Annotated in this window: 6 protein-coding genes and 1 pseudogene; 4 read left to right on the plus strand and 3 right to left on the minus strand. The window is 65.3% G+C overall.

Annotated features, from left to right (window positions below; translation table 11 throughout):
• Positions 1 to 22: 22 nt before the first annotated feature.
• Positions 23 to 2707, minus strand: coding sequence for a bifunctional [glutamate--ammonia ligase]-adenylyl-L-tyrosine phosphorylase/[glutamate--ammonia-ligase] adenylyltransferase (glnE, locus tag AC22G6_RS02195; RefSeq protein WP_487365433.1), 2685 nt, complete (start codon positions 2705 to 2707; stop codon positions 23 to 25).
• A gap of 153 nt (positions 2708 to 2860) precedes the next feature.
• Between glnE and AC22G6_RS02200 the strand changes: the two genes are divergently transcribed.
• The 3 genes from AC22G6_RS02200 (at position 2861) to tldD (ending at position 9130) form a co-directional block, all read left to right on the plus strand.
• The gene (locus AC22G6_RS02200) at positions 2861 to 6766 is read left to right on the plus strand and encodes a YhdP family protein (RefSeq protein ID WP_487365434.1); all 3906 of its coding nucleotides are present in this window, start codon (positions 2861 to 2863) and stop codon (positions 6764 to 6766) included.
• A 12-nt stretch (positions 6767 to 6778) separates the two neighbouring features.
• A complete protein-coding gene (locus AC22G6_RS02205; protein ID WP_487365435.1) occupies positions 6779 to 7609 on the plus strand; it encodes a carbon-nitrogen hydrolase family protein in 831 nt (276 codons plus the stop codon).
• Between the two features lie 78 nt (positions 7610 to 7687).
• Entirely contained in the window at positions 7688 to 9130 is a 1443-nt protein-coding gene (gene tldD, locus AC22G6_RS02210) for a metalloprotease TldD (protein WP_420094095.1), read from the plus strand.
• A 7-nt stretch (positions 9131 to 9137) separates the two neighbouring features.
• On the opposite strand, the pseudogene AC22G6_RS02215 reads toward tldD, so the two are convergent.
• A pseudogene (locus tag AC22G6_RS02215) lies at positions 9138 to 10100 on the minus strand (sigma-54 interaction domain-containing protein); the annotation flags it as partial.
• Positions 10101 to 10538: 438 nt separating this feature from the next.
• On the opposite strand from AC22G6_RS02215, the gene AC22G6_RS02220 reads away from it, so the two are divergent.
• Positions 10539 to 11177 (plus strand): bactofilin family protein, encoded by a 639-nt coding sequence (locus AC22G6_RS02220; RefSeq protein WP_487365436.1) that lies wholly within the window; start codon positions 10539 to 10541, stop codon positions 11175 to 11177.
• Positions 11178 to 11200: 23 nt separating this feature from the next.
• Here the strand turns inward: AC22G6_RS02220 and AC22G6_RS02225 are convergent, their stop codons facing one another.
• Positions 11201 to 11854 (minus strand): lytic transglycosylase domain-containing protein, encoded by a 654-nt coding sequence (locus tag AC22G6_RS02225; protein WP_108949211.1) that lies wholly within the window; start codon positions 11852 to 11854, stop codon positions 11201 to 11203.

An 11854-nucleotide genomic window follows, 5' to 3' on the forward strand; every position in this document is an offset into this window, starting at 1 on the left:
TCCATGACAGACCCCGGGGGAGTCATGTGGTGCCGAATACCTGCTGCCAGAGTGCGATCACGGGTGTGCGCGCGGACTCGGCCTCCTGCAGCGACACGCGCGACGCGAGGTCGTTGAGGCGCTGACGGTGCTGCAGGTGGCGCAGGCTGCGATAGCTGTCGCCGCAGGCGGCGGCGAGGTCGGCGGGGATGAGGCCGAGTTCGCCTGCCATGCGCAGCAGCGCGATGTTGCCCAGGTTGCCGGTCAGCTCCGGATAGGTCTGGGCATAGCCCAGCACCAGATACTGGATCAGGAACTCGACGTCGATGAGGCCGCCGTGGTCGTGCTTGAGGTCGAACTGGCTGCTCTTGCCGCTGTGTGCGCTGCGCATCTTCGCGCGCATCTCGAGCACGTCGGTGCGCAGCTTCTCGACATCGCGCGGCATGCGCAGCACTTCGCAGCGGATGCGTTCGAATGCGGCACCGAGCTCCGGGTCTCCCGCGGTGAAGCGGGCGCGGGTGAGTGCCTGGTGCTCCCACACCCATGCAGACTCGAGCTGGTATTTGCGGAACGCCTCGAGCGAGCACGCGATCAGGCCGGAGTCACCGTTGGGGCGCAGGCGGAGATCGGTCTCGAACAGTTTGCCTGCCGCAGTCTGGCTCGACAGCCAGGTATTGGTGCGCTGTGCGAGGCGGGTATAGACCTCGGCCGCTTCGGGTGCGTCGTCATCGTAGAGGAAGATGATGTCGAGGTCCGACGCGTAGCCAAGCTCCTTGCCGCCCAGCTTGCCGTAGCTGATGACGGCGAAAGCGGGGGATTCCCGGTGGCGGATCTTGATCTTGCGCCAGCACAGGGGGATGGTGAGCTCGACCATGGTGTCGGCCAGGGCTGACAGGTTGTCGGCAAGCTTTTCCACCGACAGCAGGCCGGCGATGTCCTGGGTCAGCAAGCGGAACGACTGGGCGTGGTGCTGCTCACGCATCAGGTCCATCTGACGTTCCATGTCCGGTTCGATGGCGTCGAGCTGGGCTTCGAGTTCGGCCCGGAAGCGCGCCCAGTCGGGCACGGCTTCCAGGTTGCGGTCGTCGAGCAGTTCGTCGAGCAGGATGGGATGGCGTCCCAGGTATTGCGCGGCCCAGCGCGATGCACTGATCAGATCGACCACCCTGCGCAGCGCCTGCGGATACTGTTGCAGGAGTGCGAGATAGGCGCCGCGACGGCTGATCCCTTCGAGCAGGTCGAGGCAGCGTGACAGGGTTTCATCGGCGCCCTGCGTGGCCGCAGCCGCCTCGATGACGCGGGGCATGAGGGCGTCGAGGCGGCCGCGGATCTTGTTTGTCAGCTGAATGTAGCGTGCGCTGCTGCGGATGGCGGCAAGCCTTGAGGCCGCCTTTCCTGGATCATGGTAGCCAAGGGCTGCCAGCGCCGGCGTGGTCAGCTCGACGTCCTCGGCACCCGACCATATCGAATCCAGTGAGTGGTCTTCCTGGTTGGGGTCGGCAAAGACCGAATCGAAATGCTGGCTGACATTGCTGCGGTGGGATTCGAGCACCTCGAGCATCGAGGGGTAATCGTCGAAGCCCATTGCGCGGGCGATGAGCGCACAGTCGGCGTCGCTCTGCGGCAGGTCGTGAGTCTGGGCGTCGTCCAGATACTGCAGGCGGTGTTCCAGTCGCCGCAGGAAGACATACGCTTCACTCAGGGCATTCACTGTGGTGTCGGCGAGAATGCCACGCTCGGCCAGGCCTGCCAGCACCTTGAGCGTGGGGCGGACCTGCAGTTCGGTGTCGCGGCCACCGCGAATCAGCTGAAAGACCTGGGCGATGAACTCGATCTCGCGGATGCCGCCGGGGCCGAGCTTGATGTTCTGTGCACGGTCGCGCCGCGCAACCTCGCGCCGGATCTGCGCGTGCAGTTCGCGCATGGCGTTGATGGCGCCAAAATCCAGGTACTTGCGAAAAACAAAGGGGCGCGAGATCTGCTCGAGCTCGGGCCAGCGCTCGCCTGCCAGCACTCTGGCCTTGATCCAGGCATAGCGCTCCCATTCACGTCCCTGGGTAATGAAATAGCTTTCCAGCATGTCGAAGCTCGCCACCAGCGGACCGGAGTCGCCGTTCGGGCGCAGGCGCATGTCGACCCGGAAGACCTGGCCGTGCTCGGTGACGTCGGCCAGCGCCTGGATCAGCTGCTTGCCGAGACGCTCGAAGAATTCGAAGTTGCTGATGACCTTCTTGCCGCCGGTGTCGCCGTCTTCCGGGTAGGTGAAGATGAGGTCGATGTCGGAGGACACGTTGAGCTCGCGGCCGCCGAGTTTGCCCATGCCGATGACCAGCAGCTCCTGCTCCCAGCCCGAGGATGACAGGGGCTGACCGTAGCGCTGCACAAGTGGTTCGCGCAGCACGTCGTGTGCATGGCGAACGGCGACTTCCGCAAGCACCGTCATGGTTTCCGTGACTTCGGGCAGATTGGCCCGGCCGCCGAGGTCGCGAACGATGAGGTGGCAGATCACCCAGGTGCGCAGATGACGCAGGGTCGGGCGCAGCTGCGCTTCATCGGCGCCGCGGGCGTCGATGAACGCGCGCATGTCGTCGCCCCCGATCGCGCGGTCGACGCTGGCCGTCAGGCTTTCTGCAAGCCAGGGACGGCTATCGAGCATGCGCTGCAGAAAGCGCGACAGGCCGGCCGCGTGACGGATTACATCTGGCAACATGGCAGATTCGAGTGACATGGGTGAAGCGCTCCGGAACATTGGTAGAATTCGCGCCTTCCTGTCCGGTGGTGCTAGCAGCAAGGGCAAGGCTCTAGGACGTGATTGTAGCCAAGCCACCCGATGCCGTCTGATCTCAAGGGAGTTTCCGGACGCCGTGCCGGTCCCATGCACATGAGCACGAAACCGCTTTCAGCCGATTCCTCCCCCGCTGCCGAGGGCGCGCGGGCGCGCAGCCGTCTTCCGCGCAGGTTTGGTGCAGCGCTGTTGCTGGTGTGGTTCCTGTTCGGTGGACTGTTTCTGGTGCTGCGCTGGGTGGTGGTGCCGCAGGTGGGCGCGTACCGGGCCGAGATCGCAAACGAGCTGTCGCGCGTCAGTGGTCTGCCGGTCGGTATCGAGGGGCTGAGCGCCGACTGGTCCGGTCTGCGCCCGCGCCTGCATCTTGCCGGGCTGTCAGTGAGCGATGCGGAAGGGCGTCCGGCCCTGCGCCTCGAACAGGTGGATGCCACGCTGGCATGGTCCTCCTTGCTGCGCCTGCGTCCCTACTTTCATCGCCTTGAAATCGTGGGGCCTTCGATCGAGGCGCGGCGCAACGCCGATGGCAGCGTCGTCATCGCCGGACTGCAGATCGAGGGCGAGGGCGGCGACGGCAGCTTCCTCGACTGGTTGCTCGCGCAGCGCAAGGTGGTTGTGCGCAATGCCCGGCTGTCGTGGACCGATGTGCTGCGCGAGGCGCCCGAGCTGCAGCTTGAGGATGTCGAATTCACGTTCGAGAAGGGCTTCAGCAAGCAGCGTTTCGCGCTCCATGCTCAGCCTCCAGGTGCGCTGGCGTCCGCGCTCGATGTGCGTGGCGAGCTGACGCATTTCTCCGCCGCGGATCTGACAGCGACGGTTGGGCGGCTGTATGTCGATCTCGAGCGTGCCGATCTCGGCGGATGGAAGTCCTGGGTGGACTATCCGGTCGAACTCAGTGGGCAAGGCGGCGTGCGCCTGTGGATCGATTTCGACGGCGCGGCCGCCACGGCAATGAATGCGGATGTGGCACTGAGCGCAGCTGCGATGCGACTGGCGCCGGCCTTGCCCGAACTGCAGCTGACTCAGCTGAGCGGACGCCTCTCAGCCCGCCGCTGGGGCAGCGGATTCGAGTTCGAGTCGCGTGGGCTTGCCTTGGCCACCGGCGATGGGGTGGAGATGGCGCCGACCGATTTCCGCCTTCGGGTGCATCACCCCGAGGGAAGCCGGGCGGGAGATGGCGCGGTGAGCGCCAATGCGCTCGATTTCGCCGTTCTGGCGCGACTTGCCGCACATCTGCCGCTGGGTGACAGCGTGCGTGAGCGTCTGGCAGCCTTCGATCCGCGCGGTCAGGTCACGGCGCTGAAGCTCGACTGGAAAGGGAGTGTCGAAAGCCCGCAGTCATGGACGCTCGCTGCCCGCTTCGAAGGCATGGGGCTCGCAGCGCGGGAGTCCTTGCCCGGCGTGGGGGGGCTGTCCGGCGAAGTGGAAGGCACCGAGCAGTCGGGGCGATTTCTGCTTGCCGGTCGCGACACGCATGTCGATTTGCCCGAGGTGTTCGTCAATCCGCGTCTGGTCTTTTCCACTTTCAGGGCGGACGGGGGCTGGGCCCGGCGTGACGGGCGGATCGAGATTGCACTGGATTCGGCAAGTTTCAACAATGAGGATGCGGAGGGCAGCGCTGCCGGCCGCTACTGGGTGGAGCCCGGCGGTGCGGGCGAGATCGACCTCTCCGCGCGGCTCACGCGGGCCGACGGCACGACCGTGTGGCGCTACCTGCCCCTGGTGATCAACCACGACACCCAAGAGTGGGTGCGCACTGCGATCAAGCGTGCCACCGTGCCCGATGCGAGGCTGCGGCTGAAGGGGCGCCTGGATGAGTTTCCCTTCCGCGATGGGCAGGGGCAGTTTCTGGTCTCCATCAAGGTGGCGGACGGGCGGCTTGAGTACGCGCCCGACTGGCCGCCAATCGAAGGCATTGACGGCGAGGTGCGGTTCGAAGGGCCGGGGATGAGCATCGAAGCCTCGCGTGGCCAGATTTTCGGGGTCAGGCTGAGCAATGTGGTGGCGAACGTGCCCGATCTGGACGTGATGCCGAGTGAAACCATGACGCTGACCGGTCGCGCAAATGGCACGACGGCCGATTTTCTGCGCTTCGTGAGCGAGAGCCCGGTGCGCAAGCAGATCGATGGCTTCACCGACCACATGCGTGCCGAGGGCAATGGCAGCCTCAGCCTCAAGCTGGTCATGCCCCTGCGTCACGTGGTCGATACCGCGGTGACCGGTGACTACCGTTTCAGTGGCAATCGCCTGTGGGTGGTGAAGGGGTTGCCGCCGATGGAAGAGGCCGCCGGCAACCTGCGCTTCACCGCGGCGCAGCTCAATATCCCGGAAGCGCGAGCCCGTCTTTTTGGCGAGCCCATGCAGTTGAGCGCTGCGACCCTGCCCGACGGACGGGTGCAGTTCAAGGTGCGTGGCGGTATCAATGCAAGTGCCGCGCAGGCCGAAATGGGGTGGGCTGCGCTGGACCACCTGTCGGGAACGAGCACCTGGCTCACCGACATTGCCATCGGGCGCGACGCCACGAAGGTTGCGGTGCGCTCGGAGCTTGAGGGCATCGGCTCGAGCCTGCCCTATCCGTTCAACAAACGTGCGGCAGAGCGCTGGCCGCTGACAGTTGATATCGTGTTTCCCACGGACGGAGTCAAGACCCTCGGCGCGAGTCTGGGCGACCGGCTGTCGCTGGCAGTGGAGCAGGGCTCCGACGGGGCCATCGTCCGCGGCGGCATCGGCGTTTTTCAGCCCGTGCGGATGGCCGCCAAGGGCGTGCAGGTTAACGCGAAACTTGAGCAACTGGATGTGGACGCGTGGCGTCGCGCGCTCGGCAGCAGCGAAGAGCCGGATGTGGAGGCGGAGGGCGCTTCCGCGTCGGCGGGGTCCGGCGACATGCCGTCGCTGGCCGGGCTGAACCTTGAGGCGGCCCGGGTGGAGGCCTTCGGGCAGCAGCTCAACAACCTCAGGCTGAAGGCGGTGGCCGACGACGGGGGCTGGAAAGCGCGTATCGACAGCACTGAAGCCGAGGGCGATTTCGACTGGCGCAAAGCGGGTGATGGCACGCTCGCCGCACGTTTCCGGCGCCTGGCGATCAGCAATAGCGAGAACACGGAAGATGCTGCGGCCACGCGCACGACCTTGCCGCGAAGTCTGCCCGGCCTGGATGTCCGGGTCGAGCGGTTCGCAGTCGGCGGCATTGAGCTCGGGCGGCTGGAAGTGCTTGCACGCAACCGGCGTGCGCAATGGTGGCTGGAGCGCTTCCTGCTGGTGCATCCCGATGGGCGCCTGAGCGGGAATGGCCTGTGGCAGCCCGGTGCCAGCGCGCGCACGCAACTGGACTTCGTGCTGGAGACGGCCGACATCGGGCGCTTTACCCGGGCGCTGGGTTACCCCGATGCCGTGCGCGGCGGGCGGGCGACCCTGGGCGGGCAGGTGAGCTGGCAGGGGGCGCCGACCCGCATCGACTATCCGACGCTGAACGGCAAGCTCGACCTCGATGCCGAGAAAGGGCAGTTCAACCAGCTGGAGCCCGGCGTTGGGCGACTGCTCGGCATTCTCAGCCTGCAGGCGCTGCCAAGGCGGATCTCGCTCGATTTCCGCGACGTCTTCTCCCAAGGATTCGCCTTTGATCGCATTTCCGGTAGCATCGATGTCGCTGCCGGGGTGATGCACTCGGAAGATCTCGAGATCCGGGGGCCGGCGGCGCGGGTGCTGATGCGTGGTGTGGCAGACATCGACAAGGAAACACAGGACCTGCGGGTCACCGTGCAACCGACGCTGTCGGAGTCGATTGCGATTGGCGCCGCTGCGGGACTGATCAATCCGGTAGCGGGGGTCGTGACCTATCTGGCGCAGAAGGCACTCAGCGACCCGATCGAGAAGCTCTTCGCTTTCGACTATTCGATTACCGGCAGCTGGAACGATCCCGTGGTCGAGAAGCTGGCTTCACCGGTGGGTGGCCTGATACCCGGGCGCTCGACGCCGGCGGCCAAACCCGCAGCGACCAAACCATGAGGAAACCGATTGATGTCCGAAGCTGATGCGCCCCTGTCCGGAACCGTAAGAATTGCTGCGATCCAGACCGTGTCAGGCCCGGACGTCGAGGCCAATCTGGCGGCAGCCGAAGTCCTGATCGCCAGGGCTGCTGCGGAGGGAGCGCGCCTTGTCGCGCTCCCGGAATACTTCCCCCTGATGTCGACCGACGAGATGGCCAAGGTCAGGGCGCGCGAGTCCGAGGGGAGCGGGCCGATACAGGATTTCCTGAGCGCGGCGGCAAGACGTCACCGCGTATGGCTGGTCGGCGGCACGCTGCCGCTGGTGGCGGAGGCCGACAACAAGGTGCGCAACACCACGCTGGTGTTCGACGACCGCGGCGAACGACGCGCCCGCTACGACAAGATTCACCTGTTCGGTTTTCAGCGCGGTGCCGAGCGTTACGACGAGTCGGTTACCATTGAGCCGGGACAGACGGTGAGCGCCTTCGATTCGCCCGTGGGCCGCACGGGCCTGTCTGTGTGCTACGACCTGCGTTTTCCGGAGCTGTTCCGGGCCATGGGGGTGGTGAATCTCATCATCCTGCCGGCGGCCTTCACCTACACGACGGGTCGTGCGCACTGGGAAGTCCTGCTGCGTGCCCGTGCGATCGAGAATCAGTGCTACGTCATGGCGCCCGCGCAGGGCGGCGAGCACCCCGGTGGCAGGGTGACCTGGGGGCATACGATGATCGTCGATCCCTGGGGCGAAGTGATGAATGTGCTCGAAACCGGGCCCGGTGTGGTGACGGCGGATGTGGACTTTGAGCGTCTTGCCTCGCTGCGGGACAGCCTGCCGGCCTTGCGCCACCGCTGTCTCGGTTAACCGGCAGCCCTTGCCTGAGTGGCAGAATGATCGAATTCGCGCGAGCCGGGTCAAAGCGGTAGCGCCTAAACTGGATACATGATGAGCAAGAACCCCCTGAAAGTTGCCGACAAATACCTGCTCTCGCCCTATGGGCTGGGAGAGGCCGAGCTGGAAAAGGTGTTCCGCAAGCTGATGCGGCATCAGATCGATTACGCCGACCTGTATTTTCAGTATCAGCGCTCCGAGGCCTGGAGCCTGGAGGAGGGCATCGTCAAGTCCGGCAGCTTCGACATCGAACAGGGCGTCGGTGTGCGTGCCATCAGTGGCGAGAAGACGGCCTTTGCCTATTCGGACGATATCTCGCTGGACGCGCTTGTCGGTGCCGCGACCGCAACCCGTGCGATCGCCGACGTCGGCGATCGGCGCAAGGCAGTGATCACGCCTTACAAGACGCGCAGCCGCCTGTATCGTGCGGACGATCCGCTCGATTCGCTCGACGACACCGCCAAGGTGAAGCTGCTGGAGCGGCTGGAGGGCTTTGCCCGCGCCGAAGACCCGCGCGTCACCCAGGTGATGGCGCACATCGCCGGCTCCTGGGAGGTCGTGCTGGTGGCGCGCAACGATGGCCACATGGCCGCCGATGTGCGCCCGCTGGTGCGGGTTTCGATCACGGTGATCATGGAGTCCAACGGACGGCGCGAGCAGGGCAGTGCCGGCGGCGGCGGACGTTACGATTACGGCTATTTCTGCGACGAACGCCTTCAGGACTTCGCCAGGGCCGCGGTGCATCAGGCCAGCGTCAACATCGATGCCGACCCGGCGCCGGCCGGCACCATGCCGGTCGTGCTCGGCCCCGGCTGGCCGGGCATCCTGCTGCACGAGGCAATCGGTCACGGGCTGGAGGGCGACTTCAACCGCAAGGGCAGTTCGGCATTTGCGGGCCGCATCGGTCAGCAGGTCGCAGCACGCGGCGTCACGGTGGTCGATGACGGCACCATCCCGGACCGTCGCGGCTCCCTGAGCATCGACGACGAAGGCAACCCGACCGAAAATACCGTGCTGATTGAGGATGGCATCCTCACCGGCTACATGCAGGACACGATGAATGCCCGCCTGATGGGCATGGCGCCGACCGGCAACGGTCGTCGCGAGTCCTATGCGCACCTGCCGCTGCCCCGCATGACCAATACCTACATGCTCAATGGCGACAAGGATCCGGCCGAGATCATCAAGTCGGTCAAGAAGGGTCTGTATGCGGTGAACTTCGGTGGCGGACAGGTCGACATCACGTCGGGCAAGTTCGTGTTTTCGACCGCCGAGGCCTATCTGATCGAGAACGGCAAGGTGACGCGTCCGGTGAAGGGCGCAACGCTGATCGGCAATGGCCCCGATGTACTGACACGGGTGAGCATGATCGGCAACGACATGGCACTCGACCCCGGTGTCGGTACCTGTGGCAAGGACGGTCAGAGCGTGCCGGTTGGCGTCGGTCAGCCCACCCTGCGTATCGATGGGCTTACCGTCGGCGGCACCGCCTGAGGGGTGCTCAGCCCGGCGCGCCGGGGGCTGGGTGGCACTTGCTGCGAAAGCGCTCCGGATCCAGTTCGTGGCGCTGCAGCAGGCGGTAGAGCTCGGTGCGATTGCGCTCGGCCAGTCTGGCCGCGTCGGACACGTTGCCGCCGGTCAGGGACAGCAACTGGGTCAGGTAGTCCCGTTCAAAGCGTGCTTTCGCTTCGGCATAGCTCAGGCGCGTGCACGAGCTCCCGTGCAGTGCGCGCTCGACCTGCGCGAGTGAAATCTGTGTGCCGGTACTGAGGGCGCACACCTGCTCGATCACGTTCTGCAACTCACGGATGTTTCCCGGCCAGTCGGCCAGGCACAAGGCCTGCAGTGCCCGCGCCGAGAATCCGCGCACACGCTTGCCGTCGCGCCGGGCAATGTTCTCCAGGAAGTGCGTGGCGAGCAGGGGAATGTCCTCGCGCCGTTCATCGAGCGAGGGCAGGTGCAGGCCGACGACCTTGATCCGGTAGTAGAGATCCTCCCGAAAGCGTCCCTCTGCCCGCGCGCTGCGCAGGTCGCAATGCGTCGCAGACAGAATGCGCACGTCGACCGGCCGACTGTGCATGGCGCCGACGGCCCGCACTGATCGCTCCTGCAGCACCCGCAGCAGCTTGGTCTGCAGCGTCAGCGGCATGTCTCCGATCTCATCGAGCAGCAAGGTGCCCCCATTGGCGGCCTCGAACAGGCCTGGATGGGCGTTGATGGCGCCGCTGAATGCGCCGCGGACATGACCGAACAGCTCGGATTCGAGCAGATGCTCGGGAATCGCACTGCAGTTGATCGCGATGAAGGGGGCGGCGGCGCGCGGACTGGACTGGTGGATGAAGCGCGCCAGCAGCTCCTTGCCACTGCCGCTCTCTCCCTGTATCAGCACGCTCGCATCGGTATTGGCAAGCATCCGCGCTTCATCCAGCAAAGTCTGCATGCGCTCGCTGCGGCTGATGATGGCCGGTCCGGCGCTGCTGCCGGTCGCGCGCGTGGCCGGCTGCGGCAGATGCGCGCGACGGCTTGGGCGGTCGGAAGACGGTTGGAGGAGCATTGGGTGATGGTGTCGTCTATGCTTGAATGGTAAAGCGCAATGAACCGAGTGTAGGCGGGGCGAGCGGCTGCCTCCGGTAAGCAAGTGCAAGATGATGTTTCAATGCCGGGGCGTCGCCGTTTCACGACATCGGGAAGTGCATTTGCAGCAAGCAATTCGGTCTTTGGCGCCGGCCTCTGTCGCCTGATGGCGACACATTTCGATGTGTCGCGCGGGTGGGCGGAGAGATTCCGCACGTCGCCATTCTTCAGGTTATTGTCGTGTAAGGCTTTTTCCTGTCGGGTACGGTGCTTGCATTACGCTGCCTTGATGCTCCATTCCGGAGCGTCGCCTCAATCAGGAGATGCCATGTTCAACAAGCCCAGCATGTTCCCCAAATCATCCGAACCCGCTGTAGGTCGCAGTTCGAGGCCTGTCGGCAGTACTTCGCCGGCGCTCACGACGAGCACGACGTCTTCCGGCGCGAGCACATCGCCGAGTACGGTGTCGCCTGCACCCGACAGTGTGTCGAAGCCTGTGGATCAGGACGTAAACCGGGCCGATGGGGGCGCAAGCGCGGCGGAAGCGACGGGCAGTGGCAGCCGTTTGATCGTCGGTCCTGACGTCAAGCTCAAGGGCGCCGAGATTCTCGATTGCGATACGCTGGTGGTCGAGGGCCGCGTCGAGGCAACGATGGACAGCCGGGTAATCCGCATCGCCGAAGCGGGTGCCTTCAGTGGCAAGGTTGGAATCGACATCGCCGAGATTCACGGCGTGTTCGACGGTGAGCTGACCGCACGCGAGCAGTTGTTCATTCATTCCACCGGCCGTGTCAGCGGCAAGATCCGCTATGGCCGGATCCTGATCGAAGAAGGCGGTGAAGTGTCGGGCGATGTTCAGCCGCTGGCAGCCGCAGCGAAGTCCGAGCAGCGTCCGCAGGACAAATATTCAAGCTCGACCTCGACCTCGAGTCCCGAGGTGAAGTCGCTGACGGCCGTGGCTGGCTGACTGCGCGCCGTCGGGCGCGGTAGTCAGTTGGGCTTTACCGCGCCCTCGCCGGCCGCAAGGCGTGTGGGTGTCCACGACCAGTGGCGCTCCCAGGCGGTGCGCACCAGGTTGGGGTAGGTCGGTTTGCCCAGGCTGCCGTTGTACCGCCCCAAGGCGCGGTAGAGGTCGCCTTTCTCGATGTCGAGATAGTGGCGAAGAATGGTGCAGCCGTAGCGCAGGTTCGTGCGCAGGTGGAACAGGTTGTCATCTTCGCGCCCGATGACCTTCAGCCAGAACGGCATGACCTGCATGAACCCCCTCGCACCCGCAGACGAGATCGCGTATTTGCGGAAGTTGCTTTCGACCTGAATCAGACCGAGCACCATCTGCGGGTCAAGCCCTGCTCGCGTCGCCTCGTAATGAATCGAAGTGAGCAGTTCGGTGCGGTAGTTCTCGTCGGGGATGCGCTTTTCCAGTCTGCGCGACATGTCGCTCAGCCAACGCGCGCGCTCGCCTGCGTCGCCGATCGGCAGGGTGGGCGGGGCGGCGTCACTGACCGCTTCATGCAGGGCTGCGCGCACGCTCGCCGCGAGCGGTTCGTACTGCTGCGCGCCAGCAAACGCCTGGCTCGCAGCAAGCGACAGTAGCACAGCCCCCAGCAGGCGGCGCGTGTTCCGGAACGGGCGGGGAGCTGTCAT

The organism is Parazoarcus sp. PS-13 R2A, from assembly GCF_057621855.1.

What these genes read in the sequence shown, in the direction of transcription:
- glnE (WP_487365433.1), bottom strand. Translation starts at nt 2,707, where the DNA reads ATGTCACTCGAATCTGCCATGTTGCCAGATGTAATCCGTCACGCGGCC.
- AC22G6_RS02200 (WP_487365434.1), top strand. Translation starts at nt 2,861, where the DNA reads ATGAGCACGAAACCGCTTTCAGCCGATTCCTCCCCCGCTGCCGAGGGC.
- AC22G6_RS02205 (WP_487365435.1), top strand. Translation starts at nt 6,779, where the DNA reads ATGTCCGAAGCTGATGCGCCCCTGTCCGGAACCGTAAGAATTGCTGCG.
- tldD (WP_420094095.1), top strand. Translation starts at nt 7,688, where the DNA reads ATGATGAGCAAGAACCCCCTGAAAGTTGCCGACAAATACCTGCTCTCG.
- AC22G6_RS02220 (WP_487365436.1), top strand. Translation starts at nt 10,539, where the DNA reads ATGTTCAACAAGCCCAGCATGTTCCCCAAATCATCCGAACCCGCTGTA.
- AC22G6_RS02225 (WP_108949211.1), bottom strand. Translation starts at nt 11,854, where the DNA reads ATGACAGCTCCCCGCCCGTTCCGGAACACGCGCCGCCTGCTGGGGGCT.